The following is a 26,388-nucleotide window of genomic DNA, read 5'->3' on the forward strand; positions in this document are numbered from 1 at the left end:
GAGCCTCCCCATGAGTGCAACCCAGACCGCCCCGGCACGTGACCGGCTGCGTATCGCCATCCAGAAGAACGGGCGGCTGGCCGAGCCCGCCCGCAGCCTGCTGACCGCCTGCGGGCTGAGCTGGCGGCAGAGCCGCGACAAGCTGTTCTGCTACGGCGAGTCGCTGCCGGTGGACCTGCTGCTGGTCCGCGATGACGACATCCCCGGCCTGATCGCCGATGGCGTCTGCGATTTCGGCATCGTCGGCCGCAACGAGCTGGACGAGCAGGGCGCCGCCCGCCGCCGGATCGGCCTGCCGGATGCCTACCAGGCGCTGCGCGGGCTGAACTTCGGCCAGTGCCGGTTGATGCTGGCGGTGCCGGAGGAGTGGGAATGGACGGGCGTGGAGCAGCTGGCCGGCAAGCGCATCGCCACCAGCTACCCCGCGATCCTGGCCGACTGGCTGGCCGCGCGCGGCGTGGATGCCCAGGTGGTCGAGCTGTCGGGTTCGGTCGAAATCGCCCCGCGCCTGGGCACCGCCGACCTGATCTGCGATCTGGTTTCCAGCGGCGCCACCCTGGCCGCCAACCAGCTCAAGCCGGTCGAAACCCTGCTGGAAAGCGAGGCGGTGCTGGCCGGCCCGGTCCGCACGCCCGATGACGCCCGCGCCGGTCTGATGGCGATGCTGCTGCGTCGCCTCGATGGCGTGGTGAACGTGCAGGACAGCAAGCTGCTGATGTTCCGCGCCGCGCTGGACCGGGTCTCCGAGTTGACCCGCCTGCTGCCCGACGCCGATCCGCTGGTGCAGTTGCCCGATGACGGCGGCCACCTGCGTTTGCAGACCATGTGCCACGGTGCGTTGACCTGGCAGCGGTTGGAGGACCTGGAGCGCGCGGGCGCGCAGGGCTTGATGGTATTGAGTGTGGAGCGTTCGCTGGCATGAATCGTTTGACGTGGTCCCAATTGGATGCCGGCGCCCAGGCGCAGGCGCTGCAACGCCCGGTCCAGGCCGTGGCGGCGCGCACCCGTGAGTCCGTTTCCGCGTTGATCGCGGCAGTGCGCCAGGGCGGTGATGCCGCACTGCGTGAGATCACCCTGCGATTCGACGGCGTGGCACCGGCGACCTTCGAGGTCAGCGAGGCGGAGTTCGCCGCCGCCGAGCAGGCCGTCTCCGCCGAGCTGCGCCAGGCGATGAACGATGCCGCTGCGCGCATCCGTACCTTCCACCAGGCCGGCATGAGCCAAGGGTATGCGGTCGAGACGGCGCCCGGCGTGCGCTGCGAGCGCGTGGTGCGGCCGATCGGTCGGGTGGGTCTGTATGTGCCGGCCGGCAGCGCGCCGTTGCCGTCCACCGCGCTGATGCTGGGGGTGCCCGCACAGCTGGCCGGCTGCCGGGAAGTCGTGTTGTGCACGCCGCCACGCAAGGACGGCAGTGCCGATCCGGCCGTGCTGGTGGCCGCACGCCTGACCGGCGTGCACCGCGTGTTCAAGCTGGGCGGCGCCCAGGCGATCGCGGCGATGGCGTATGGCACTGACAGCGTCCCGGCCTGCGACAAGCTTTATGGCCCGGGCAATAGTTACGTGACCGAAGCCAAGCAGCAGGTTGCCCAGGACGGTGCCGCGGCGATCGACATGCCGGCCGGGCCGTCCGAAGTGCTGGTGATTGCCGATGCGGGTGCCACGCCGGCGTTCGTCGCCGCCGATCTGCTCTCGCAGGCCGAGCACGGCCCGGATTCGCAGGTACTGCTGCTGACCGACGACGCGGCGATGGTGGACCGGGTCGAGGCGGCGGTTGAAGCGCAGCTGGCGCAGCTGTCGCGTGCGGAAATCGCCGCGCAGGCGCTGGCGTCCTCGCGCCTGATCCTGGTCGATTCGCTGGACGACGCCTTCGCGATCAGCAACCGGTATGCGCCGGAGCACCTGATCCTGGCGCTGCGCGAGCCGCGCGCGTGGTTGGACAAGGTGGAAGCGGCCGGGTCGGTGTTCCTGGGCGACTACACCCCCGAAGCGCTCGGCGATTACTGCAGTGGCACCAACCACGTGCTGCCGACCGCCGGCGCTGCCCGCGCCTACAGCGGCGTCAGCGTGGCCAGCTTCCAGAACCTGATCAGCGTGCAGTCGGCCACGGCCGCTGGCATCGCGGCGATCGGCGAGTGTGCCCGCGTGCTGGCCCGCGCCGAAGGCCTGGACGCCCACGAAAACGCGGTGACCCTGCGCATGGAGGCGGCCGCATGAGCACTGCCTCCATCCTGTCCCTGGCCCGTGCCGACCTGCAGGCGTTTGCCGGCTATTCCTCGGCGCGCAGCAGTGCGCTGGTCGGGGATGTCTGGCTCAACGCGAATGAATCGGCCTGGGCCAATCCGGCCGACGTCGACGGTGGCGCGCGCCGCTATCCCGACCCGCAGCCAGCGGCGCTGCGTGATCGCCTGGCCGAGCTGTACGGCTGCTCGTCCGAACAACTGCTGATCGGCCGCGGCAGCGACGAGGCCATCGATCTGCTGGTACGCGCGCTGTGCGAGCCGGGCCGCGATGCGGTGGTGACCACGCCGCCGGTGTTCGGCATGTATGCCGTCTGCGCGCGCCTGCAGAACGCGCCGTTGATCGAGGTGCCGCTGGTCGATCAGGGCGATGCGCTGGTCGCCGATATCGATGCCGTCATTGCCGCGGCGCTGTCGGGCAACGCCAAGCTGGTGTTCCTGTGCTCGCCGTCCAATCCCGCGGGCAGCGTGATCACCCTGGCCGAGATCGAGCGGGTGGCCACGGCATTGCAGGGCAGGGCGCTGGTGGTGGTGGATGAGGCCTACGGGGAGTACGCCGAGCAGCCGTCCGCGACCACGCTGTTGAGCCGTTACGAGAACATCGCCGTGCTGCGCACGCTGTCCAAGGCGCATGCGCTGGCGGCCGCCCGCATTGGCAGCCTGATCGCCGATGCCGCCCTGATCCAGCTGCTGCGCCGCTGCCAGGCGCCATACCCGGTGCCCGCGCCCTGTGCCGAGTTGGCATTGGCCGGTCTCGGCGCCGAGAGCCTGGCCGTGACCACCCGGCGCATCGCGCAGATCAAAGCCGAACGTACCCGCCTGCAGTCCGGCCTGGCCGCGCTGCCCGGTGTGGTGCGTGTCTATCCCTCGCAGGGCAACTACCTGCTGGTCCGTTTTGCCGACGCCCAAGGCGCGTTTGATGCGCTGCTCGCGGCCGGCGTGGTGGTGCGTGACCAGCGTGCCGCGCCGCAGCTGGGCGATGCACTGCGCATCACCCTCGGCAGTCCGGAACAGAACGACCGCGTACTCGCCGCCCTGATGGCCCGGAGGGCTGCCGCATGACCCCGATTCTGTTCGTCGACCGCGACGGCACCCTGATCGAAGAGCCCGCCGATTTCCAGATCGACGCCTACGAGAAGCTGCGCTTCGTGCGCGATGTGATCCCGGCGATGCTCAAGCTGCGCGATGCGGGCTATCAGTTCGTGATCGTCAGCAACCAGGATGGCCTGGGCAGCGAAGGCTATCCGCAGGCCAGCTTCGATGGCCCCAACGACCTGATGCTGCAGATCTTCGCCAGCCAGGGCATCACCTTCCGTGACGTACTGATCGACGGCACCTGGCCGCAGGACAACGCACCGACCCGCAAGCCGGGCATCGGCCTGATGCTGCCGTATCTGCAGGACCGCAGCATCGACTGGGCACGCTCGGCGATGGTGGGCGACCGCCTGACCGATATCCAGTTCGCCGAGAACATGAAGATCCGCAGTTTCCAGCTGCGCACCGAGCAGTTCGGCGGCGACTGGGACTGGACCTCGATCGCGCACGAGCTGGCCGATGCGCCGCGCCGCGCCACCGTGCAGCGCAATACCAAGGAAACGAAGATCCGGGTTGACGTCGATCTGGACCGCACCGCCGAGCCGCAGACCCACACCGGGCTGCCGTTCTTCGATCACATGCTGGAGCAGATCGGCAAGCACGGCGGCTTCGCGCTGAGTGTGCAGGCCGAGGGCGACCTGCACATCGATGAGCACCACACCATTGAAGACACCGGCCTGGCGCTGGGCCAGGCCCTGCGCGAGGCACTCGGCGACAAGCGTGGCATCGGCCGTTACGGCTTCACCCTGCCGATGGACGAGACCCTGGCCAGTGCCGCGCTGGATTTCAGCGGCCGCCCGTATTTCGTGTTCGAAGGCGAGTTCAAGCGCGAGCGCGTGGGTGACATGCCGACTGAGCTGGTGCCGCACTTCTTCCGCTCGCTGTGTGATGCGGCCGGGTTGAATCTGCACCTGAGCGTGCGCGGCGACAACGACCACCACAAGGTCGAGGCCTGCTTCAAGGCGCTGGCGCGCGCGCTGCGCCAGGCCTTGCCGCGGCAGGGCACCGCGCTGCCGAGCACCAAGGGGGCACTGTGACCGAGGTTGCGCTGATCGATGCGGGTGGGGCCAACCTCGGTTCGGTCCGCTATGCGCTGGAACGGCTGGGCGTGCAGGTGCGGCTGGTGCGCGATGCGCAGGGGCTCGAAGGTGTCTCGCGGGTGATCCTGCCCGGCGTCGGCGCGGCCCCGCACGGCATGGCGCGTCTGCATGCGCAGGGTCTGGTGCAGCCGCTGCGCGAGCTGCAGGTACCGCTGCTTGGGATCTGCCTGGGCATGCAACTGCTGTTCGATGGCTCTGAAGAGGGCCATGTCGAATGCTTGGGCCTGTTGCCCGGGGTCGTTCGCCACCTGCGTCCTGCCACCGGCATCCGTGTGCCGCACATGGGCTGGAACCGGCTGCTGCCCCTGCGCGCGTCGCCGCTGCTGGCGGGCGTGCCGGCCCGGGCCAGCGCGTACTTCGTCCACAGCTACGCCGCCCCCCTGGGCGAAGACACCGTGGCGGCGTGCGATCACGGCGGGCTGTTCGCGGCCGTCGTGCAGCGCGGCCGGCACAGTGGCGCCCAGTTCCACCCGGAGCGCTCGGCCGATACCGGCGCGCGCATCCTGCGCAATTTCATCGAGAACGAACCGACATGAGTTTCATCGTCTATCCCGCCCTGGATATCCGCAAAGGCCGCGTGGTACGGCTGCTGCAGGGTGACTACGCGCAACAGACCACCTACGGCGATGACCCGCTGCCGCGCGCGCAGGCCTTTGCCGCGGCGGGCGCGGGCTGGATGCACCTGGTGGATCTGGATGCGGCCCGTGCCGGTGGTTACACGCTGGCACCGCTGCTCTCCTCGATCGCGTCGCAGACCGGCCTGAAGGTGCAGACCGGCGGCGGTGTGCGCTCGCGCGATGACGTCGCGCGCATCCTCGACGCCGGTGCCTCCCGCGTGGTGGTCGGCTCGGTGTCGGTGCGCGAACCGGCGACGGTGATCGGCTGGCTGCGCGAGTTCGGCCCGGACCGGCTGACCATCGCGCTTGACGCGCGCCAGGCCGAGGATGGCCGCTGGCTGCTACCGGTGCATGGCTGGACCGAGACCGCCGAGGACACGCTGGACGTGTTGGCCCAGCGCTACGCCGAGGCCGGCATGCAGCACCTGCTGTGCACGGATATCGCGCGCGACGGCATGCTGTCCGGGCCGAACATCGATCTGTACCAGCATCTGGCTACACTGCTTCCCGGCGTGGCGGTGCAGGCCTCTGGCGGCGTGCGGGATGCCGACGATGTCGCCCAGGCCAAGGCGGTCGGCTGCGGCGGGGCGATCCTCGGCAAGGCATTGCTCGAGGGGCGCATGTCCCTGGAAGGAGCGCTGGCATGTTGAGCCGCCGCCTGATTCCGTGCCTGGATGTGCGCGATGGTCGCGTGGTCAAGGGCGTGCGCTTCCGCGATCACGTGGACATGGGCGATATCGCCGAACTGGCGATGCGTTACCGCGACCAGGGCGCCGACGAACTCGTGTTCTACGACATCGGCGCCAGCCCGGAAGGGCGCGCGGTGGACGTGGCCTGGATCGAGCGCATCGCGCGCCTGATCGACATTCCGTTCTGCGTGGCCGGCGGCATCAGCGATGTGGAGACCGCACGGCGCGTACTGCATGCCGGCGCCGACAAAATCTCGATCAACTCGCCGGCCCTCGGTCGGCCCGAGCTGATCGAGGAGCTGGCCGATGCCTTCGGCGTCCAGTGCGTGGTGGTCGGTATCGATTCGGTGCGCGAGGCGGACGGCGAATGGCGGGTGCGCCGCTTCAGCGGCGATCCGGACAAGACCCAGGCGGTGGCGGTCCGTACCCTGGACTGGGTGGTGGAGGCACAGCGCCGGGGGGCCGGCGAGATCGTGCTCAACTGCATGGACAGCGATGGCGTGCGTCGCGGCTATGACGTGGCCCAGCTGCGCCAGGCCCGTGCGCTGTGCCAGGTGCCGCTGATCGCCTCCGGCGGCGCGGGCGAGATGCAGCACTTCGCCGATGTGTTCGACCAGGCCGACGTTGACGGCGCATTGGCCGCCAGCGTGTTCCACAGTGGGGCCATCGCCATTCCCGCGCTCAAACAGTTCCTGCGCGAGCAGCAGATCGAGGTTCGAGATGTCTATTGAAGTGGGTTTGATTGACGTGCAGCCGTCGCGCGAGGCGCTGGCGCAGCTGGACTGGGGCAAGGGCGATGGCCTGCTGCCGGTGGTGGTGCAGGACACCGACACGTTGCGCGTGCTGATGCTCGGCTATGCCAATGCGGCGTCGCTGGAGCAGACCCTGGCCACGGGCCATATGACCTTCTTCAGCCGCAGCAAGCAACGGCTGTGGACCAAGGGTGAATCCTCCGGCAACGTGCTGGCGGTGACCGCCGTGCGGATCGACTGCGACAACGACACCCTGCTGGTGAGTGCGCGCCCGGCCGGGCCGACCTGCCACACCGGCAGCGAGAGCTGCTTCCCGCAGGCACCGGGCAACTTCCTGGGCCGCTTGGATACCGTGGTGCGCGAGCGCGAACAGCAGCGCCCGGCCGGCAGCTACACCACCTCCCTGTTCGAGGGCGATATCCGCCGGATCGCACAGAAGGTGGGCGAGGAAGGGGTGGAGACCGCGCTGGCCGGCGTGGTGCAGGACGATGGGGCGCTGCTGGGCGAGTCGGCCGATCTGCTGTTCCATCTGACCGTGCTGCTGCGTGCGCGTGGGCTGTCGATGGATGATGCGGTCGCGGTGCTGGCGGCGCGCCACGCCGGGTAGGGCAGGGCTGCACATCGTTTAACGTCGGTGAAACGCGGTGCAGGCGATGATGTGCGGCTCTACAATTCCCCACCCCCGACCGGACCGCCCCCGATGACCCGTACTGCCGCCTGGCTGGCTTGCCTGCTGTTGATGACTTCGCCTGCCTGGGCTGCTGAAACGACCGTCACCGGCAAGGTCTATCAGGAGCGCGACGGCAAGCCCGGGCGCGGCCCGACCGATCCCGGGCTGGCCGGTGTGCAGGTCTCCAACGGCGAAAGGATCGTGCGCACCGCCGCCGATGGCAGCTACAGCCTGCCGGTGCGCGAGGGCCAGACCGTGTTCGTGATCAAGCCGGACGAGTACCGCTTCCCGGCCGCCGCCAACGGGTTGCCCTCGTACTGGCGCCACTACGCGCCGCAGGGATCGCCGAAGCTGAAGTACGACGGCATCCGCGCCACCGGCGGCGCCACCCGCAACTGGGATTTCGCGCTGGAACCGGCCAAGGGCACCGATGCGGCACGCAACGGTTTCGAGATGCTGGTGTTCACCGATTCGCAGACCGCCAGCCGCCAGGACATCGGCTACTACCAGCGCGCCATCGTCGAGCCGATCATCGGCAAACACCCGGCGCGACTGGGCACGACCCTGGGCGACATCGTCAATGACGACCTGGGCCTGTACCCGGACATCAACAAGGTCACCGCGCAGCTGCAGGTGCCGTGGTTCCACGTGCCGGGCAACCATGACCTGGACATGGACGCCGGCAACGATGCGCACTCGCTGGACAGCTGGCGCGCCGTGTACGGCCCGGATACCTATGCGGTCGAAGAGGGGGGCGCGAGTTTCGTGTTCCTCGATGACGTGGTCTACGACCCCAAGGCCAAGCCGAGCTACGTGGGCGGCCTGCGCGCGGACCAGTTCACCTTCCTCGGCAATTACCTCAAGGGCCTGCCGCGTGATCGCCTGATCGTGCTCGGCATGCACATCCCGCTGTTCGATGCGGCACCCGGCCGGGAGACGTTCCGCCATGCCGATCGCACGCGCCTGTTCGCGCTGCTCAAGGACTTCCCGAACGTGCTGGTGCTCAGCGGCCACAGCCACACCCAGCAGCACTACTACCACGGCGCGGCCGAAGGCTGGCAGGGCAGCAAGCCGCTGCACGAGTACAACGTGGGCGCGGCCTGCGGGGCATTCTGGTCGGGCGTGAAGGACAGCAGCGGCATCCCCGACGCAACCATGAGCGATGGCACCCCGAACGGCTATGCGGTGCTGTCGGTCAAGACCGGTGGCGACTACGGCCTGCGCTATTACGTGGCGCGTGCACCGGACGATTACCAGATCGCCCTGCATGCGCCGAAGGTGCTGCGCCAGGGCGCGTATCCGGCGTGGGGCGTGTACGCCAACGTGTTCATGGGCCAGGCCGATTCGCTGGTGGAGTACCGCGTGGACGATGGCGCCTGGCAGCCGATGAAGCGTGTCGAGCAGCCCGATCCGCGGCTGCTGCAGGAGAACGTCGCCGACGATACCGCCGAGCGCCTGCGCGGTTTCGACCGCTCGCCGGAAGCCACGCCGTCGCCGCACCTGTGGCGCGGCGCGCTGCCGACCAACCTGCCGGTAGGCGAGCACAAGGTGGAGGTGCGTGCCGTGCAGGGCGATGGCCCGACGGCCACGGCCAGCACCAGCTACCGCCTGCAGACCGCCAAGCCCTGATCACGGCGCCGTGGGTTCAGTACGGCGCTGTATGGCGCAGGCGGCTTTGCATTCCCCCGGCGATGCCTGAGAATCGCCGGGATTCAATCGATTCAACCAAGGCAAGCGAGTGAGCGCAGCGGTACCGGTTCCGGCTCAACCTGATGTGGCGCGGACCGCGGCCCACCGGGATTCCTCCCCTGATACGCTGATCGTGGCCGATGTGGGCGGCACGTTCGCCCGCGTCGCGTTGGCCACCGTGCGGGCGGGCGTTGCGCCACAGCTGAGCGGCCTGCAGCGCTATGCCTGCGCCGAGCACCCCAGCCTGGCCGCGATCCTGGCCGCTTTCATCGCCAGACTGCCGGCAGCGCCAGACAGTGCCGTGGTCGCGATCGCTGGCCTGCTGGATGGTGACCACCTGGTCAACACCAATCTGCCGTGGCCGGTCTCGGTCGCCCGGACCCGTCACGATTCCGGGCTGGCGTCGCTGGCGCTGATCAACGATTTCGAAGCGGTGGCCTATGCGATTCCGCACGTGGCCCCGGACACGCTGGTGGCCCTCAACGGGGACGCCGATGCTACCCCGCGCTGGCCGGCGCTGGTGCTCGGCCCGGGCACCGGCCTGGGCGCAGCGCTGCGCTTCGAGGGCGGCGAGCGGCCGGTGCTGGCCAGCGAGGCCGGCCATGCTGCATTGAACGCGTGCAACGGGCTGGAACTGGAGGTGCTCTCGCGCCTGCTGCAGCGCTGGGAGCACGTGGACAACGAGCGCGTGCTGTCCGGTGGCGGGCTCATGAACCTGTATCCCTGCCTGTGTGACATCCGTGGGGTCACACCGCACTGGACCAGCACCGAGGCCCTGATCGCGGCCGCCCACGAGGGCGTGGATCCGGTGGCGGTCGAGACGCTGGAGGTGTTCTGCGCCTGGCTCGGCAGTCTGGCCGGCGACCTGGCCACGACCTTCGGTGCGCGCTCGGTCTACCTGGCCGGCGGGATCTCCACGCGGGTGGACCGGTTCCTGCGCGATGGCCGTTTCCGCGCGCGGTTCCTGGCCAAGGGCGTGATGCACGATGTGCTGCGCCAGGTGCCGATCTGGCGGGTGGACCACGGCGAGCTCGGTGTTCTTGGCGCGGCGGTCTGGCATGCGGAGCATCGCTGTATCGTCGTGTAATTCCCTCTTTGTCCGTTCACTGGAGACGTACCCATGACTGACCGCAGGCGATTTCTCCAGGCCAGTGCCCTGGCCGCTGGCGCCCTCGCGCTGCCGACGTTGCAGGCGCGTTCCGCCTCCGGTGCGCGCGTGGTGTCCACCTGGGATTTCGGCGTAGGGGCCAACCAGGTCGCCTGGAAGACCCTCTCAACCGGCGGCTCCGCGCTGGATGCGGTGGAAGCCGGTGCGCGCTGGGCCGAGAGCGACCTGTGCAATCCCACCGTCGGGCGCTGCGGCAATCCGGACCGTGACGGTGTGCTGAGCCTGGATGCCAGCATCATGGACGGCGATGGCCGCTGCGGTTCGGTGGCAGCGCTGAGCGATATCGCGCACCCCGTCTCGGTGGCGCGTCGCGTGATGGAGCAGACCCCGCACGTGATGCTGGTGGGCGAGGGCGCGCAGCAGTTCGCGGTGCAGCAGGGCTTCGAGCGCAGGAAGCTGCTCACCCCGGAAGCCGAGAAGGCCTGGCGCGAGTGGCTCAAGACCGCGCAGTACACCCCCGAGATCAATGCCGAGCGGCGCAGCCGTCCCGGTGACAGCAGCAACCACGACACGCTGGGCATGCTCGCCATCGATGCCCAAGGGCGTCTGGCCGGTGCCTGCACCACCAGTGGCATGGCCTGGAAGATGCACGGCCGCGTGGGCGACAGCCCGATCATCGGTGCGGGCCTGTACGTGGACAACGAGGTCGGTGCGGCGACGGCCTCGGGCGTGGGTGAGGAAATGATCCGCAACGCGGCCTCCTTCCTGGTGGTCGAGCTGATGCGCCAGGGCCGCTCGCCGGCCGAGGCCTGCCGCGAGGCGATCGCCCGGGTCGTGCGCAAGCGCCCTGAGGCAAGCAAGACCCTGCAGGTGTGTTTCCTCGCGTTGAACAAGCACGGTGAGGTCGGCGCCTACGCGCTGCATCGCGGCTTTGTCTACGCGGTCTGCGACAAGGACCGACAGGACGACCTGCGCGATTCCGCTTCGGTGTACACGAGCGAACAGACGTGAGCGCGCCGCGCCGGGTGCTGGAGATCGCGTCGAATTCGGTGGCCTCTGCGTTGGCCGCCCAGCAGGGCGGCGCGGATCGGATCGAACTGTTCGACAACCTCGCCGAGGGCGGCACCACGCCGTCGCAGGGCAGCATCGCGGTCGCCCGTGAGCGCCTGCAGATTCCCCTGTTCGTGCTGATCCGGCCGCGTCCCGGCGATTTCCTCTACACCGCGCTGGAGGCCCAGATCATGCTGCGCGATATCGCGTACTGCCGTGCGCTCGGCTGCGACGGTGTGGTGATCGGCGCTCTGGATGCCGACGGTGGCATCGACATGGCGTTGTGCCGGGAACTGGTGTCCGCAGCAGGCCCACTCGGCATCACCTTCCACCGTGCCTTCGATGCGGCGCGTGATCTGCCGGCGGCACTGGAGCAGATCGTGACGCTGGGCTGCCAGCGCATCCTGAGTTCGGGCGGGCAGGCCAGTGCACTGGCCGGTGCCGATATGCTGGCCGCCCTGGTGGCGCAGGCAGGCAACCGCATCTCACTGATGGCCGGTGCGGGAATCACGGCGGCCAACGCCGTGGAGGTCGCCGAGCGCAGTGGGTGCACCGAACTTCACGCCTCAGCGAAGACGACGCAGCCCTCGGCGATGCGTCACCACAATCCCGCCCTGATGGGACTGTCACCGGACTGGACCGCCACCGACGTGGCGCAGGTCAACGCACTGCGCGCGGCGCTGGATTAAAAAAAAACGGCAGCCGCCTGTGCAAGCGCAGCTGCCGTGGAGGACCGTTGCCCCGCCCGGAGGCGGGGGCGGGTGACGCTTAGAACTTCCAGTTCACGCCGAAGTACAACTGGCGGCCGGTGTAGGTGTTGGACACCAGGCGGGCCTTGGTGTCGTTGCCCAGATGGATGCGCTGCTCGGACTTGGTCGCGTTCAGCACCGAGGCGGTGAAGGTCAGTGCTTCGGTGAAGTTGTAGGCCACGTTGAGATCCAGCTGGTCGTACGGTTCGGAGTACTGGCTCATGCCATTGACCGGACCGCCCACGACTTCACCGCGGCGGTTGTACGACGCGCGTGCCAGGAACGTCTCGTTCTCGTAGAAGATGGTGACGTTGGCCTGGTTCTTGGCGCTGCCCACCAGCGGCGAGGAACCAATCTCTTCGCCATCGAGCACGATGGCGGCCAGGTTGGTGTCGTTGTAGGTGTAGTTGGCCTGGATACCGAAGCCCATGTCGAAGGTGTACTGACCGTACAGCTCCACGCCCTGGGAGACGCCATCACGACCGTTGGCCTGGGTCTCGTACTTCTGCACCGTGACCGTTTCGCCACCGACATTCATCTGCTGGTCGCGGACCACCGGGACCGTGAAGTTGTCCACGTTCTTGCGGAACAGGCCCAGGCCCGCCACCGCGCCGGGCTTGAAGTACCACTCCAGGCCGACGTCGAACTGGGTCGCTTCGAACGGCTCCAGGTTCTTGTTGCTGCCATAGCCGTACCAGCCGGGCGTGTCCGTGCCGCCGGCAACGCGACGGTCGTTGCTGTACTCCTCGCTGATGTAGTTCAGCGCGCCGGGGGCGGCGATGCTGGTGTAGCTCGGGCGTGCGATGACCTTGGAGGCCGCACCACGCAGCACCAGCGTATCGGTGATGTCCCAGGCGATGTTGAAGCTCGGCAGGAAGTCCGTGTAGGTCTTGTCCATCGAGGTGAACGCGTACGTTTTCTCGCGCGCCAGGCCGTCCGGCAGGCGCACGAAGCCGCTCTGGCAGACGTAGCCGGTGTTGGAGGCGATCAGCGGCGCTGCAGCAGGATCGTTGCAGCCCATCGGCGAGCCGGCGGCGTTGTCCTGGAAGTAGTCGTTGAACTTCTCCACCGAGTCGCTGGATTCGGCGAACTGCTTGGTCCGGACCACGCGCACGCCGACGTTGCCGCGCAGGCGCTCGGTACGGAAGTTGGCCTGGAAGTAGCCCGAGTAGATCTTCTCGTTGACGTTGTAGACGAAGTCCTCTTCCTTGCGGCTGTGCGACCCGCCGTACTTCTCGTTGAGGTAGTTGATGTAGGCGGGATAGTTGATGCCCGGGAACACGTTGGCGTTGAAGCCGCCGGCGATGTTGCTGATCGGGTTGGACAGGAAGAAGCCCGGCTGGGCGACACCGGCGGTGGCATCGCAACCGGCCTGGTAACGGTTGTTGTCGTAGTCGGCCGGATCCTTGCCCTGGCACACCCAGTAGGTGTTGCCGGTATTGCGGTGCACATCGCCGTCGCGGTACTTGGCACCGAACTGGATGGAGTCCAGCCAGCCGCTTTCAAACAGCTTGGTGAAGTCGGCCTGGAAGTAGTTCTGCTTGACCTCGGTCTGCATCCACGACGAGCCGGTCGAGCCGGTGTCGATCTCGGCGATGCCGGCCATCAACTGGTCCTGCAGGTTCGGCGAGAAGGTGGCGCTCGGCGTACCGGTCAGATCCCACGCGCTGTACGAGTTGCCGGACTGCCAGACCCCGTCGACCTGGCGGCGCGGCTTGGCGGACATGCCGAAGTTCATCGACGGGCCGCCTTCGGACCAGGTACGGCCACCGGTGAAGGAGGCCTTCCACAGCGGGCTGATATCCCACTCGACGGTCAGGTCGCCGGTCTGCGAGAGCGCCTTTTCCTTGCTGTAGGTACCGGTCAGCTGTGGGGTGGGGATGGTGCAGTCGTCCGGACCCCAGCCGCCCGGTGCCATGCCGGCGGCCGCGGCCTGTTCTTCGCTGCAGTAATACGTCTTGCCGGCCAGCTTTTCGTACTGCGCGCCGGTCACGATGCTGCCGGAGGGGTCGAAGTTCAGCCCGTTGAGCAGGCGGCCACCGTCCCAGTTGCCATCGCCGTTGAAGCGGGCGAGGTTCCATTCCGGGATCTTCAACATGTTCTGGGTGTAATTGCCTTCCAGCTCGAAGCGGAAGTAATTGGCGGTCAGCGTCAGGTTGTCGGTCGGCTTGAACTGGAAGGTCAACTGGCCGCCGGTGCGCTCGCGCTTCTCTTCCTTCACGGCGAAGTTCACCGAGGTCGGCATGAAGAACTCGCTGTAGTTGCGGCCGCTCTGGTCATTGAAGCCGGACTGGCCCCACCAGTAGTGGATACCGTCCTGCAGCTGCGGATTGCCGTACGCATCCACCGCGTCGGTGCCGTTGCCGTACCACTGGTAGTCCTCGGTGCTCGCCTGCATGGTGCGGCTGGTGCGGGTCTGCTTGGTCGCGCCGACCAGCACGCCGAAGCGCTCATCCTTGCTGTGCCAGGAGTACAGCGCCGACGCCTGCGGATCCACGTCGTGGCTGGTGTCCGAGGAAGTGCCCTCCAGGTTCACGTAACCGGAGTTGGCTTCCATGTCGAGCGGACGACGGGTGTGCAGGATCACGGTGCCGCCGATGCCGCCTTCATCCAGGCGCGCCTCCGGCGATTTGAACAGCTCGGCGCTGGAGAGCATGTTGGCCGGCAGCAGCGTGTAGTTGAACGAACGGGTGGCCTCGTTGTTGGTTTCCGAGGTCGCCACGTAGTTGCCGTTCAACTGGGTCAGGGTCAGGTCCGGGGCCAGGCCGCGGACACTGACGGTCTTGCCTTCGCCGCCGCTGCGCTCGATGACCACGCCCGGCACGCGCTGCAGCGCGTCGGCCACGTTCTTGTCGGGGAACTTGCCCACGTCTTCGGCGGTGATCACTTCCACCACGGCGTTGGCGTCGCGCTTCTGTTGCAGACTTTTTTCGATGGCGTAGCGGTAGCCGGTGACGGTCACGCTGTCGAGCGTGGTGGCATCGGGTGTGCCGGTGGCCGGGGTGGCTTGTTGCGCGAACGCGGCCGGCACGACGGCCGTGGCCAAGGCGCTGGCAATGGCCGCGGACAACGCAACGCGGCGGTGCATGCGTGACATCTTCATTCCACTCTCTCCCTCTCCTGGATTGAAACGGTGGCGATACGAATTCTTTGAATCGATCTAATGGGTGGAGCCAAATTCTCTCGAGCGTCGAGTTGCCTGGCGCGTCCCGCATGCATCGCGTGGGCAGTCCCCCGGCTCCCCACTTCCGGCAATCGTGACCGTTTTAAGTTGGATCGATCTAAACGATTGGCGGGGGATTTTTAGCACGACCGCGCAACGGAAGCATGCTGCTCCGCAATATGGACACGGGGCGTGCTTTCGGTTGACCCCGGCCGATCCCGCGACGTTGCTGGGTCCGGGGCGTTAGCCCGGTATATCGACCGATGAGGCGGGTTGTCGGCTGTCGGCAGCGGGCACTGCCAGGCACTGCGCAGCTTGGGGCAGGGTCGGGTACTGGCGATCAGCCATCGATGTTGCAGCGCAGAATGCATCCGTTGAAATCTCCGTGCTTTACTTAAATCGATCTAAATTCACCGGGGTGTGGATTGGGTCGCCCCAGTCCAGGGAACCAGCGGCGCCCGCCGCCACTGGTTCGCGCTGCCGCCACGTCCGCCAAGGAGTCCGTGTCCGTGACCCGTTTTTCTCAACGTCTTTCCGTTGTTCCCGCCGCCGGTGCCGTCCGGGCCCGCCGCCGCCCGCTGGCTGGGCTGGTCTGCCTGCTGGCGCTGAGCTGCGCGCCGCTGTTGCTTCAGGCCGCGCCTGCGGCGCTGGAGCGCGAGGTCAACACCTTCATCGGCAGCAAGGACGATGGCAATACGTTCCCGGGTGCCTCGGCGCCGTTCGGCCTGATCCAGGTCAGCCCGATCGGTGAGCACTACGCTGGCTGGCGCTACGACGATCCCAAGATCCGCGGTTTCGGGCATTCCTTCCTGTCCGGCGCGGGCTGCTGGGAGCAGGGCGGCCAGGTCTCGGTCCTGCCGGTGACCGGCAGCATCGGCCCGGGCGGTGACTTCAATACCGACGACGCCAAGAGCTTCGACCACAAGCGCTACGCCTCCAGCTACACCCACGAGGGTGAAGTCGGGCAGGCGGGCTACTACAAGGTGCGCCTGACCAACTACGGCGGCATCGATGCCGAGGCCACCGCACGCACCCGTGCCGCAGCCGAGCGTTACACCTTCGCCGCCGATGCGGGCACCGGCCACGTGCTGGTCAACCTCGGCCAGGCCAACGAGCGCCATTCGGTGATCGGCAGCGTGGTCGATGTCGTCGGCGACCGTGCGGTGGAAGGCAAGCTGGTCACCAAGAGCTTCTGTGGCGGGCATCAGTACACCACCTGGTTCCGCATCGAGTTCGACCGCCCGTTCAAGGCGTTCGGGACCTGGGGCGAGGGCGGCGGCCTGCCGGGTGCACGCCATGGCATGGAAGGCGAGCTCAAGCCCAGCGGCGCCTGGCTCAGCTTCGATCTGGCCAAGGGCCGTGCGGTGACCGCGGTCAGCGCGATCTCCCACGTGGATGCCGAAGGTGCGCGCGCCAATCTGCGCAGCGATGGCATGCAGGGTGAGCGCCTGCTCGGCTTCGATCAGATGCGCCAGATGGCCCAGCAGCAGTGGCGCAAGGAATTGGCGGCCGTGCGTGTCCAGGGCGGCAGCAGCGACGACCGCACCGTGCTGTACACCGCGCTTTACCACGCGTTGCTGCAGCCGCTGACCGGCAGCGATGCCGACGGCCGTTACCGTGGCTACGACGACACCATCCATCGCGCTGACGGCTGGACCTACTACGAGTACTTCTCGCTGTGGGATACCTACCGGGCGCAGAACCAGTGGCTGGCCCTGACCAAGCCGGAGGTCGCGCGCGACATTGGCCGGACGCTGCTGGCCATCGAGGAGCAGGGCGGTTGGCTGCCGCGCTGGGGGTACGCCAACTTCGAAACCAACGTGATGACCGGCGACCCGGTGACGCCGTTCCTGGTCGACCTGTGGCGTTTCGGTGCGCTCGCCGGCCGCGAGGGCGAGGCCTACACCGCGCTGCGCAAGAACGCCTTCGAAGTGCCGCCGATGAACTCGCGTCACGCGGGTCGTTCGGGCAACCCGAGCTACCTGGCCAACGGCTACGTGCAGTACGACCGCGCCTTCCCCTCCAAGGGCATGGACGTGGACCCGCACCACGGTGGCTCGGCGACGCTGGAGTACGCACTGGCCGACTGCGCGCTGGCACAGATGGCCGATGGCCTCGGCCATGCCGCCGATGCCGGCGTGCTGCGTGAGCGTGGCCGCAACTGGCACAAAGTATGGGACCCGTCGGTGCGTGACGAGGAGGGCGATTTCAACGGCTTCCCGCGGCCGCGCATGGACGATGGCGCGTGGTACCTGCCCGCCGATGGCAGCTACAGCCCGCGCTCGCACCATGGCTTCCATGAAGGCACCGCGTGGCAGTACCAGTGGCTGGTGCAGCAGGACGTGCCGGGCCTGGTCCAGGCCATGCACGGCCGCGACCAGACCGCGCGGCGTCTGGATACCTTCTTCGCGTACGACGCCCTCGTGACATCGCCGCTGACCGCCGCGCGCAAGGAGTGGGTGGTCGGGCCGTACAGCTATTACAACCAGTTCCGCTACAACCCCAACAACGAGCCGGACCTGCACGCGCCGTGGATGTACACGCTGATCGGGCAGCCGTGGAAGACCGCCACCGTGGTGCGCGCCGCGCAGCAGCTGTTCACCAATGCGCCCAACGGCGTCACCGGCAACGATGACCTGGGCACGATGTCGGCCTGGTACCTGTTCAGTGCGCTGGGCCTGTACCCGGCGGTGCCGGGCAGCGGCGAGTTCCTGTTGCATACGCCGCGCTTCGCCCGCGCCGAGATCGATCTGGGCCAGGGCAGGACGCTCACCCTGAAGGCGCCGGGCGCCGACGGCCGCCAGCTGCAGTATGTCCAGAACGTGCAGGTGGATGGCCGCGCGCATGCGCCGGTGTGGCTGGACTGGGCGCAGCTGCAGCGCGGTGGCACCATCGCCTTCGCCCTGGGCAGCACCGCGCAGGAGAACGGCTGGGGTACGCAGGCCGAGGCGCTGCCGGCGTCCTTCTGCGCCACCCCCGGCGCGGTACTGGAATGAGCCACGCGCCGGCCCGCGCCGTGGCCAGCCCACCGGGGTTGACCGTCGGCACGGGCACGGACCGCTGGTCAATGCGATCGTTTAGGCTTGCACCTTGCTTGAGGAACCCGACGACCCGATGAAAGACAAGGCCACCCCCGCCGGCAAAGGCACGCGCGCGGTCACCGTGACCGACATCGCCGAAGCGATCGGCGTGTCGCGCGCGACCGTCTCGCTGGTGCTGCGTGGCAGCCCGCTGGTGAACGTCGACACCCGTGCCAAGGTGGAGGCCGAACTGCGACGCCAACGCTACGTGTACAACCGCGGCGCGGCCAATCTGCGTCGCCGCACGTCCTCAAGCGTGGCCTTGGTCATCAACGACCTGTCCAACCCGTTCTTCGCCGAGTTCGCCTCCGGGGTGGACGAAGCGCTGGGCGGCAAGGGCTTCGTGACCCTGCTCGGCAGCACCGGTGAATCGCCGGAGCGGCAGCAGGCGGTGCTGACCACGTTGATGGAGCACATGCCTGCCGGGCTGATCCTGTCGCCCGCCGAAGGCAGCGATGCCGGGCAGCTGCGCCAGGTGCTCGGGCACGCCAACGTGCTGCTGTTCAACCGCGAGCTGCCCGGTGCCGACTGGGACTTCCTGACCCTGGACAACCAGCAGGGCGCTTACCTGGCCACGCGTCATCTGATCGAGCAGGGCCACCGCCGCATCGCGTTCTATGGCGGCCATGCGGTCTCCAGTTCCTGCCATCAGCGCCGTACCGGCTATGCGCAGGCCCTGGTGGAAGCTGGCATGCCGGTGCAACCGGAGTGGCTGATTGAAACCTCGCCCAGCCGCCTGGATGCGGCCGCGCGCACCGGGGAGCTGTTCGGCCTGGATGCCGTCCCGACCGCAGCGGTCTGCTACAACGACAGCGTCGCGCTGGGTCTGATGCTGGGCCTGGCCTCGCGTGGCGTGCAGCCGGGCCGCGACTTCGCGGTGACCGGTTTCGATGATATTTCCGAGGCCTCGGTGGCATCGCCGCCGCTGACCACGCTGACCGTCAACCCGCGCGAGCGCGGGCGACAGGCCGCCGAACTGCTGTTGCTGCGTCTGGATCATCCCGACGCGGCGCCGGCCCGTACCGTTGCACCGGTCCAGCTCCGCGTTCGCGAGAGCAGTGGCTCGATGACCGTCTGATGGCTCCCACAATCACCTGCTCGCGCACTGAGGCGCGTACCTGAATGCCCATCTCTCCTACGCCCCGCCTCCCATCCTCATCCGCCGCCGCGCCCGTGGTGAACACGCGCATGGCGCTGGCCGTGGCGACCACGATCTTCTTCATGTGGGGCTTCCTCACCTGCCTCAATGACATCCTGATCCCGCATCTTAAGGCCGTGTTCGATCTGACCTACGCCCGCGCGATGCTGGTGCAGTTCACCTTCTTCGGCGCGTACTTCCTGATGTCGGTGCCGGCCAGTCGCCTGGTCGCACGGCTGGGCTACAAGAACGGCATCGTGGCCGGTCTTGCCATCGCCGCAGTGGGCGCGCTCGGCTTCTGGCCCGCAGCCGAGCTGCGCGTGTATGAAGCCTTCCTGGGTGCGCTGTTCGTGCTGGCCACGGGCATCACTGTCCTGCAGGTGGCGGCCAATCCCTACGTGGCGCTGCTCGGTCCGGAACAGACCGCGTCGAGCCGACTGACCCTGGCCCAGGCGCTTAACTCGCTGGGGACCGCGATCGCGCCGATCTTCGGTGGGCTGCTCATCCTGGGCAACACCGTCAAGAGTGCGGACGAGATCAATGTGCTGCCGATAGCTGAACAGCTGGCCTATCGCACCCAGGAAGCCCAGTCGGTGCAGGGCCCGTATGTCGGCCTGGCAATCGCGCTGGTCCTGCTTGCCGTGTTCGTCTATCTGTTCCGCCTGCCGGCACTGAATGAGACGACCGAGCAGAACAGCGGCGACAAGCACACCCTGATGGAGGCGCTGCGTCACCGCCACGTCCGGTTCGGCGTGCTCGGCATCTTCTTCTACGTGGGTGCGGAAGTGGCGGTCGGCAGCGTGCTGGTGAACTACCTGTCGCTGCCGAACATCGGCGGCTTCAGCGAACAGCAGGCCACGCATTACGTCTCTGCGTACTGGACGATGGCGATGATCGGCCGCTTTGCCGGTTCGGCCATCATGACCCGCTTCTCGCCGCGCCTGCTGCTGACCCTGTTCGCCAGCATGAACGTGGCGCTGCTGGCGCTGACCATGCTCACCCAGGGGCAGGTGGCGCTGTACTCGGTGGTGGCGATCGGCCTGTTCAACTCGATCATGTTCCCGACGATCTTCGCGCTGAGCATCGAACGCCTGGGCACGCTGACCACCAAGGCGTCGAGCCTGCTGATCATGGCGATCGTCGGCGGGGCGCTGATCCCGGTCCTGCAGGGCAAGCTGGCCGACCATATCGGCCTGCAGCCGTCCTTCATCCTGCCGCTGCTGTGCTACGGCTACATCATCTTCTACGGCCTGTGGGGCTCGCGCCCGGCCGCTGGAATCCGCCAGGGAGCTTGAGGCCACGATGTCCAAGATTGTTTGTTTCGGCGAGATTTTGATCGATCTACTTGCCCAACCGCCGGCCACCCCGGACACCCCGCGTGCCTTCCTGCAGTATGCCGGCGGTGCGCCCGCCAACGTCGCCGTTGCGGCGGCGCGGCTTGGTGCGGACACCCATTTTGCCGGGATGCTCGGCCAGGACATGTTCGGCGATTTCCTCGCCGAGAGCCTGGCCAGTGCCGGCGTGGCGACCGACTGCATCGTGCGTACCGACGCGGCCAAAACCGCGCTGGCGTTCGTGGCACTGGATGCCAGCGGCGAACGCAGCTTCAGCTTCTACCGCCCGCCGGCGGCCGATCTGCTGTTCCGCAGTGCGCACTTCCACCCGAACTGCTTTGAAGGCACGCGCAGCTTCCATGTGTGCTCCAACAGCCTGACCGAGGCCGAGATCGCACAGGCCACGTTGGAGGGCATGCGCCGCGCCCATCAGGCCGGTGCGATGGTCAGCATTGATCTCAACCTGCGCCCGGCGCTGTGGCCGACCGGTGTCGACCCGTTGCCGCGGTTGTGGGAAGCGCTGTCGCTGGCCGACCTGGTCAAGCTCTCGCGTGAAGAACTGGAGTACCTCGCGGCCGCGGTGCCGGGCGGTGACGCGGCCGTGATCGAGCGGCTGCTGGGTGCGCAGGCGCAGGCGGTGGTGATCACCGACGGCGCCGCGCCGATCCGCTGGCATACCCGCCACACCCACGGCGTACTGACCGGTTTCCGCGTGACCACGGTTGATTCCACCGCGGCGGGCGATGCCTTTGTCGGCGGCCTGCTGTTCGGCATCGGCGAGCGCGGCGGTGACGGCACTGGATTTGGCGCGTTCTGCCAGGACCCCACGGCGCTGGTGGATGCGATCCGTTTCGGTGCGGCCGTCGGTGCATTGGCCGTGACCCGCAAGGGTGCCTTCGCCGCGATGCCCAGCCTTCATGAAGTCCAGCAACTGCTGCAGCAACAACAGGATGACGCCGCATGACCACGCCGGTTCCGCCGACCCCCGACTTCCGCTCGCCCGCGTTCCTGCGCGCCCACATCGCCCAGACGATGGCGTTCTACCAGCCGCATGAAATCGACCCCAACGGCGGTTTCTTCCACTACTACCGTGACGATGGCAGCGTGTACGACGCCAGCCACCGCCATCTGGTCAGCAGCACCCGGTTCGTGTTCAACCACGCCATGGCCTACCGCGAGTTTGGCAAGCCGGAAGATCTGGCCGCAGCCGAACACGGCATCCGCTACCTGCGCGAGGTGCACCGCAATCCGGCGACCGGCGGTTATGCCTGGACGCTGCGCGATGGTGTGGTCGAAGACGCGACCAACCACTGCTACGGCGTGGCGTTCGTGCTGCTGGCCTACAGCTGCGCGCTGAAGGCCGGCATCAACGACGCCCGTACGTGGATGGACGAGACCTGGCAACTGCTGGAGACGCGCTTCTGGGAGCCGGCGTTCGGCCTGTACAAGGACGAAGCCGACGCCGATTGGAACTTCAGCGATTACCGCGGCCAGAACGCCAACATGCACATGTGCGAGGCGATGCTGGCCGCGTTCGAGGCCAGTGGCGAGCAGCGCTACCTGGATCGTGCGCTGCTGCTGGCCGACCACATGACCCGCCGCCAGGCGGCGCAGGGCGATGGCCTGGTGTGGGAGCACTACGACACCCAGTGGCAGATCGATTGGAACTACAACCGCGACAACCCCAAACATCTGTTCCGTCCGTGGGGTTTCCAGCCCGGGCATCAGACCGAGTGGGCCAAGCTGCTGCTGATCCTGGATCGCCACGTACAGGCCGACTGGCTGGTGCCGACCGCGCGGCATCTGTTCGATGTGGCGGTGGAACGCAGCTGGGATGCCGAGCGTGGCGGGCTGTATTACGGCTTCGCGCCGGATGGCAGCGTCTGCGATGACGACAAGTACTTCTGGGTGCAGGCCGAATCGCTGGCCACCGCCGCGCTGCTGGCCAAGCGCACCGGCGATGCCGTGTACTGGGACTGGTACGACAAGCTGTGGGGCTACGCCTGGCAGCACATGATCGACCATCGCTACGGTGCCTGGTATCGCATCCTGGATGCGGACAACCGCACGTACAGCGACGAGAAGAGCCCGGCCGGCAAGACCGATTACCACACCATGGGCGCGTGCTACGAAGTGCTCAACGTGGTGCGTTGAATCCGGTAACGCCGACCGTTGGTCGGCTGCCCCAAAACCCCGGTAGCGCCGACCGTTGGTCGGCGGCTCCCGCAGCCAGGCAGGTCCCCATGCGCGCGCACAGCCGTCTCCATGTCGTTGCACCGGCCAGCTGGCTGTTGCTGGTCCTGCTGGCAGCATGGGCACTGCCCGTGGCCGCCGCCCCGCTGGCGGCGGAGTGGTCATTCCGCCTGCTGCCCGGTGACGCGCGCGGTGCCGCGCACCCTGACCTGCAGCAGTGGCGCCCGGCGCAGGTGCCCGGGGCCGTGCATACCGATCTGCTGGCGCAGGGGCAGATTCCCGATCCTTACGTGGGTGCGCCGGAAGCCGGGCTGCAGTGGATCGGCTTGGCCGACTGGGAGTACCGCGCACGATTCGATGTGGATGCGGCAACCGTGGCACGCGCGCACGCCGAGCTGGCGTTCGAAGGCCTGGATACGTTCGCCACCGTCACGCTCAACGGCCAGCCGCTGCTGCAGGCCAACAACAGTCATCGCACCTGGCGTGCACGGGTGGACGGCAAGCTGCGGCCTCGCGGCAATGACCTCCGGATCGTGCTGCGTTCGCCGATCCGCAGCCTGCTGCCGGACGTGCAGGCGATGCCGCACAAGATCGCCGGCAACTACCCCTCGCCGTATGGCGATGAGCCCAAAGACGCGATGGTCGGCAATTTCGTGCGCAAGCCGGGCTACCACTTCGGCTGGGACTGGGGCCCGCGTTACGTGACCGCGGGCATCTGGCGGCCAGTGACACTGGAGAGCTGGGACGCGCAGCGGCTGACCGCGCTGGCCGTGCAGACCCGTACGCTGGATGCGACCCGGGCGGATCTGGAGATCACGGTCGAGATCGAGAGTGCCGCGGTCGGCAGCGCTGCGGTGCAGATCGAGGTGCTGGATCCGGAGGGCAGGCGCGTGGCGCGCATCGACCGCAAGCCGGTGTTCAAGGCCGGGGACAACCGCATCGCGGTGCCGGTGGCGCTGCAGAAGCCGCGGCGCTGGTGGCCGGCCGGGCAGGGCGAGCAGGCCCGCTATACCGTGCGTGCCACCCTGGCGCCTGAGACAGCGAAGGCGACGCACATCGAGCAGCGCGCCGGCCTGCGTACCGTCGAGCTGCGCCGCGAAGTGGATCGCAACGGCGGACAGGGCTTCGCGTTCGTGATCAACGGGGTGCCGATCTTCGCCAAGGGCGCCAACGTGATCCCGTTCGACATGTTCCCCGCGCGCGTGGACGCGGCGCGGATCCGTCGCGAGCTGACCGCTGCGCGCGATGCCAACATGAACATGCTGCGCAACTGGGGCGGCGGGTATTACGAAGATGACGTGTTCTTCGACATCGCCGACGAACTCGGCCTGCTGGTCTGGCAGGACTTCATGTTCGGGGGCGGCATGCAGCCCGGCTACGATCCGGCGTTCCGGGCGAATGTGGTGCATGAGGCGCGCGACAATGTGCGCCGCCTGCGCCATCACCCGAGCGTGGTGCTGTGGTGTGGCAACAATGAAGAAGAGACCGCGTGGAAGGACTGGGGCCATGGCCGTGACCTGACCGCCGCCGATCCCGCGTTCGCCGCGAAGGTCTGGCAGGGCTATGTGGACCTGTTCGGCAACGATCTGCGCCAGGTGGTGGCCGACGAAGGGCTGGGCGTGCCGTACTGGTCCAGCTCGCCGAGCAATGATCTGGACGAGAAGGCCAACGATTCCACCCGCGGCGACAAGCACTACTGGCAGGTATGGGGCAATCCGGCGCTGCCGGTAACGGCGTACCTGCACGAGACCCCGCGCTTCATGTCCGAGTACGGCCTGCAGGCCTGGCCGGTGCTGCGCACGCTGGACGGCATCATTCCGGCCGCCGAGCAGCAGGTGGACAGCGCCACGGTGCGCGCCCACCAGAAGTTCATGGCGGGCGAGGGCAACCAGCGCCTGCTCAAGTACATCGAGGAGGAGTACGGCACGCCGCGTGACTTCCCCACGTTCGTCTACCTGAGCCAGGTCATGCAGGCCGACGGCATCCAGCTCGCCGCCCTGCATCACCGGGCCTCGCGCCCGTACACGATGGGCTCGCTGTACTGGCAGCTCAACGATGTGTGGCCGGGTGCGTCGTGGTCCAGCATCGACTACGCCGGCCGTTGGAAGGCGCTGCATTTCCACGCCAAACGTTTCTTCGCCGATCACGCGGTGGCGGCGTTGCGCGACGATGGGGTCACCCGGGTGAGCCTGCTCAATGATCGTCAGCAGGGCCTGCAGGCCACATGGCGGCTGCGCGTGCTCGATCTTGATGGCACCCAGCGCAGTGAGCAGCGGCACACCGTGGCCTTGCCGCCGCTGTCCGCGCTGGAGGTGGGCCGGTTCGCCGATGCAGACCTGTTGAAGGGGGCCGATCCTGCGCGGACCGTGGCGGTGCTCGAGCTGTTCGATGGCGCGACGCTGTTGTCGCAGCAGGTGGTGTATTTCGTCCCGGCCAAGGCGCTGGCGCTGTCACCTGCGACGATTGATGCTGAGCTGCGCGCCGACGGCAACGGCGACGGCGACGGCTACGTGTTGACGCTGCGCTCGCCGAAGCTGGTGCGTGCGCTGTGGATCGACTTCGACGGCGTGGATGCCACCCTGGACGACAACGCGCTGGACCTGGTGCCGGGCGAGACCGTCACCATCCGCCTGCGCAGTGAGGCGGACCTGGACACGCTGCGTGATGCGCTGCGCTTCACCTCGCTTGCGGATACGAAGGCAAGGTAACGCAACGGGCGACCGGCATGGCGTCAGCCGATGGGGGTAGAGGCGATCGGTAGAGGCGATCGGTAGAGCCGACGGTAGAGCCGACTGTTAGTCGGCTGCTTTTCTTCGATCGGCATGGCGTTAGCCGACGGTAGAGCCGACTGTTAGTCGGCTGCTCTTCTTCGATCGGCATGGCGTTAGCCGATGGTAGAGCCGACTGTTAGTCGGCTGCTCTTCTTCGATCGGCATGGCGTTAGCCGACTAACAGTCGGCTCTACCGTCGGCTCTACCTTCGGCTCTACCCTTCGGCTCTACCGGTCGGGTTTACCCATCGGCTCTACAGCGTGATCTGCTGGAAATTCTCGACGCGGTCGTGCCCGTGTGTGGCCTCGCCGCTGCGTGGCAGCGGGTAATCGTCCAGGCGGTCGATCAGGCGCGTCTGCAGACCGGCGTCGCGCGCGGCATCCAGCTCTTCCACCACATCGGACAGGAACAGAATCTGCGCGGCCGGCACATCGATCGCCTCGACAATACGGCGGTAGCTGTCGGCCTCACGCTTGCCGCCCACTTCGGTATCGAACCAGCCCGAGACCAGCCCGGTCAGGTCACCGGCTTCGCTGAAGCCGAAGAACAGCTTCTGCGACGGCACCGAGCCGGAGGAATACACGTACAGCGGCTTGCCCTCGGCATGCCAGCCCTTCAGTACGGCGGCCACTTCCGGATAGAAATGCGCCTTGTAATCGCCGTTGCGGTAGCCGGCTTCCCAGATCATGCCCTGCAGCGCCTTGAGCGCGGTGTGCTTGCGATCCTGGTCGATCCAGCCCTGCAGCGTCTCCACGATCAGGCTGTCCTGGCAGGCGCCACCGATCTCCACCGCTACCGCGTCCAGCCAGCGGCGCACCTGCGGCTCCTGGCCATGCGCGGCGACAAACGCCGGCAGTGCCTTGCGCGCATATGGGAACAGCACGTTCTTGACGAACGAAATGCTGCTGGTGGTGCCCTCGATATCGGTGAGGATGACGGTCGGTTGCGGCATG

Annotated in this window: 20 protein-coding genes; 18 read left to right on the forward strand and 2 right to left on the reverse strand. The window is 67.6% G+C overall.

Translation table 11 applies throughout. The features are described 5' to 3' along the window. Positions 1-10 precede the first annotated feature (10 nt). The 12 genes from hisG to ABE422_RS00670 all read left to right on the forward strand — a co-directional run bounded on the left by hisG (position 11) and on the right by ABE422_RS00670 (position 11,696). Positions 11-922: an ATP phosphoribosyltransferase gene (hisG, locus tag ABE422_RS00615; protein ID WP_102788409.1), complete on the forward strand. Its 912-nt coding sequence runs from the start codon at positions 11-13 to the stop codon at positions 920-922. Continuing rightward, positions 919-2,214 (forward strand): histidinol dehydrogenase, encoded by a 1,296-nt coding sequence (hisD, locus tag ABE422_RS00620; protein ID WP_346482242.1) that lies wholly within the window; start codon positions 919-921, stop codon positions 2,212-2,214. Before hisG ends, hisD begins: the two co-directional genes overlap by 4 nt. Beyond that, positions 2,211-3,299 (forward strand): histidinol-phosphate transaminase, encoded by a 1,089-nt coding sequence (gene hisC / locus ABE422_RS00625; protein ID WP_346482243.1) that lies wholly within the window; start codon positions 2,211-2,213, stop codon positions 3,297-3,299. The genes hisD and hisC overlap by 4 nt, the downstream gene beginning before the upstream one ends. Beyond that, complete coding sequence (gene hisB, locus ABE422_RS00630) at positions 3,296-4,369, forward strand: bifunctional histidinol-phosphatase/imidazoleglycerol-phosphate dehydratase HisB (RefSeq protein ID WP_346482244.1); 1,074 nt, start codon at positions 3,296-3,298, stop codon at positions 4,367-4,369. Before hisC ends, hisB begins: the two co-directional genes overlap by 4 nt. After that, positions 4,366-4,968 carry an imidazole glycerol phosphate synthase subunit HisH gene (gene hisH, locus ABE422_RS00635; protein ID WP_313211798.1) on the forward strand — a complete coding sequence of 201 codons (603 nt, stop codon included), beginning with the start codon at positions 4,366-4,368 and terminating at the stop codon, positions 4,966-4,968. The genes hisB and hisH overlap by 4 nt, the downstream gene beginning before the upstream one ends. Continuing rightward, positions 4,965-5,699, forward strand: coding sequence for a 1-(5-phosphoribosyl)-5-[(5-phosphoribosylamino)methylideneamino]imidazole-4-carboxamide isomerase (gene hisA, locus ABE422_RS00640; protein WP_346482245.1), 735 nt, complete (start codon positions 4,965-4,967; stop codon positions 5,697-5,699). Before hisH ends, hisA begins: the two co-directional genes overlap by 4 nt. Next, on the forward strand, positions 5,693-6,469 hold the full coding sequence (hisF, locus tag ABE422_RS00645; RefSeq protein WP_152150670.1) for an imidazole glycerol phosphate synthase subunit HisF: 777 nt from the start codon (positions 5,693-5,695) through the stop codon (positions 6,467-6,469). Before hisA ends, hisF begins: the two co-directional genes overlap by 7 nt. A 1-nt stretch (position 6,470) precedes the next feature. After that, complete coding sequence (gene hisIE / locus ABE422_RS00650) at positions 6,471-7,097, forward strand: bifunctional phosphoribosyl-AMP cyclohydrolase/phosphoribosyl-ATP diphosphatase HisIE (protein WP_346482531.1); 627 nt, start codon at positions 6,471-6,473, stop codon at positions 7,095-7,097. 93 nt (positions 7,098-7,190) lie between these two features. Further along, entirely contained in the window at positions 7,191-8,789 is a 1,599-nt protein-coding gene (locus ABE422_RS00655; protein WP_346482246.1) for a calcineurin-like phosphoesterase family protein, read from the forward strand. Positions 8,790-8,934: 145 nt separating this feature from the next. Next, a complete protein-coding gene (locus ABE422_RS00660; RefSeq protein WP_346482247.1) occupies positions 8,935-9,936 on the forward strand; it encodes a glucokinase in 1,002 nt (333 codons plus the stop codon). 33 nt (positions 9,937-9,969) lie between these two features. Next, positions 9,970-10,968, forward strand: a complete 999-nt coding sequence (locus tag ABE422_RS00665; protein ID WP_313218176.1) for a N(4)-(beta-N-acetylglucosaminyl)-L-asparaginase — start codon at positions 9,970-9,972, stop codon at positions 10,966-10,968. Next, positions 10,965-11,696, forward strand: a complete 732-nt coding sequence (locus ABE422_RS00670) for a copper homeostasis protein CutC (protein WP_346482248.1) — start codon at positions 10,965-10,967, stop codon at positions 11,694-11,696. Before ABE422_RS00665 ends, ABE422_RS00670 begins: the two co-directional genes overlap by 4 nt. A gap of 79 nt (positions 11,697-11,775) precedes the next feature. Here ABE422_RS00670 and ABE422_RS00675 read toward each other — a convergent pair whose 3' ends face one another. Further along, entirely contained in the window at positions 11,776-14,859 is a 3,084-nt protein-coding gene (locus ABE422_RS00675; RefSeq protein ID WP_346465111.1) for a TonB-dependent receptor, read from the reverse strand. A gap of 569 nt (positions 14,860-15,428) precedes the next feature. On the opposite strand from ABE422_RS00675, the gene ABE422_RS00680 reads away from it, so the two are divergent. The 6 genes from ABE422_RS00680 to ABE422_RS00705 all read left to right on the forward strand — a co-directional run bounded on the left by ABE422_RS00680 (position 15,429) and on the right by ABE422_RS00705 (position 25,372). After that, positions 15,429-17,915, forward strand: coding sequence for a GH92 family glycosyl hydrolase (locus ABE422_RS00680; RefSeq protein ID WP_346481210.1), 2,487 nt, complete (start codon positions 15,429-15,431; stop codon positions 17,913-17,915). A 118-nt stretch (positions 17,916-18,033) separates the two neighbouring features. Continuing rightward, positions 18,034-19,077, forward strand: coding sequence for a LacI family DNA-binding transcriptional regulator (locus ABE422_RS00685; protein WP_313219179.1), 1,044 nt, complete (start codon positions 18,034-18,036; stop codon positions 19,075-19,077). A gap of 110 nt (positions 19,078-19,187) precedes the next feature. Then, a complete protein-coding gene (fucP, locus tag ABE422_RS00690) occupies positions 19,188-20,432 on the forward strand; it encodes an L-fucose:H+ symporter permease (RefSeq protein ID WP_346482249.1) in 1,245 nt (414 codons plus the stop codon). A gap of 7 nt (positions 20,433-20,439) precedes the next feature. Beyond that, positions 20,440-21,435, forward strand: coding sequence for a carbohydrate kinase (locus ABE422_RS00695; protein ID WP_313211780.1), 996 nt, complete (start codon positions 20,440-20,442; stop codon positions 21,433-21,435). Beyond that, complete coding sequence (locus ABE422_RS00700) at positions 21,432-22,625, forward strand: AGE family epimerase/isomerase (RefSeq protein WP_346482250.1); 1,194 nt, start codon at positions 21,432-21,434, stop codon at positions 22,623-22,625. The genes ABE422_RS00695 and ABE422_RS00700 overlap by 4 nt, the downstream gene beginning before the upstream one ends. Positions 22,626-22,714: 89 nt before the next feature. Continuing rightward, entirely contained in the window at positions 22,715-25,372 is a 2,658-nt protein-coding gene (locus ABE422_RS00705) for a glycoside hydrolase family 2 protein (protein ID WP_346482251.1), read from the forward strand. A 316-nt stretch (positions 25,373-25,688) separates the two neighbouring features. Here the strand turns inward: ABE422_RS00705 and mtnC are convergent, their stop codons facing one another. Continuing rightward, the gene (mtnC, locus tag ABE422_RS00710; RefSeq protein ID WP_123729131.1) at positions 25,689-26,387 is read right to left on the reverse strand and encodes an acireductone synthase; all 699 of its coding nucleotides are present in this window, start codon (positions 26,385-26,387) and stop codon (positions 25,689-25,691) included. Between the last annotated feature and the right edge of the window lies 1 nt (position 26,388).

This window comes from Stenotrophomonas sp. TWI1151 (genome assembly GCF_039673135.1).
Taxonomy (GTDB): domain Bacteria; phylum Pseudomonadota; class Gammaproteobacteria; order Xanthomonadales; family Xanthomonadaceae; genus Stenotrophomonas.

Excerpts from the sequence above, each read along its gene's own strand:
- mtnC (WP_123729131.1), bottom strand. The coding sequence starts at position 26,387 with ATGCCGCAACCGACCGTCATCCTCACCGATATCGAGGGCACCACCAGC.
- hisB (WP_346482244.1), top strand. The coding sequence starts at position 3,296 with ATGACCCCGATTCTGTTCGTCGACCGCGACGGCACCCTGATCGAAGAG.
- ABE422_RS00675 (WP_346465111.1), bottom strand. The coding sequence starts at position 14,859 with ATGAAGATGTCACGCATGCACCGCCGCGTTGCGTTGTCCGCGGCCATT.
- ABE422_RS00695 (WP_313211780.1), top strand. The coding sequence starts at position 20,440 with ATGTCCAAGATTGTTTGTTTCGGCGAGATTTTGATCGATCTACTTGCC.
- fucP (WP_346482249.1), top strand. The coding sequence starts at position 19,188 with ATGGCGCTGGCCGTGGCGACCACGATCTTCTTCATGTGGGGCTTCCTC.
- ABE422_RS00705 (WP_346482251.1), top strand. The coding sequence starts at position 22,715 with ATGCGCGCGCACAGCCGTCTCCATGTCGTTGCACCGGCCAGCTGGCTG.
- ABE422_RS00685 (WP_313219179.1), top strand. The coding sequence starts at position 18,034 with ATGAAAGACAAGGCCACCCCCGCCGGCAAAGGCACGCGCGCGGTCACC.
- ABE422_RS00700 (WP_346482250.1), top strand. The coding sequence starts at position 21,432 with ATGACCACGCCGGTTCCGCCGACCCCCGACTTCCGCTCGCCCGCGTTC.
- hisG (WP_102788409.1), top strand. The coding sequence starts at position 11 with ATGAGTGCAACCCAGACCGCCCCGGCACGTGACCGGCTGCGTATCGCC.
- hisD (WP_346482242.1), top strand. The coding sequence starts at position 919 with ATGAATCGTTTGACGTGGTCCCAATTGGATGCCGGCGCCCAGGCGCAG.
- ABE422_RS00665 (WP_313218176.1), top strand. The coding sequence starts at position 9,970 with ATGACTGACCGCAGGCGATTTCTCCAGGCCAGTGCCCTGGCCGCTGGC.
- hisC (WP_346482243.1), top strand. The coding sequence starts at position 2,211 with ATGAGCACTGCCTCCATCCTGTCCCTGGCCCGTGCCGACCTGCAGGCG.
- hisA (WP_346482245.1), top strand. The coding sequence starts at position 4,965 with ATGAGTTTCATCGTCTATCCCGCCCTGGATATCCGCAAAGGCCGCGTG.
- ABE422_RS00655 (WP_346482246.1), top strand. The coding sequence starts at position 7,191 with ATGACCCGTACTGCCGCCTGGCTGGCTTGCCTGCTGTTGATGACTTCG.
- hisF (WP_152150670.1), top strand. The coding sequence starts at position 5,693 with ATGTTGAGCCGCCGCCTGATTCCGTGCCTGGATGTGCGCGATGGTCGC.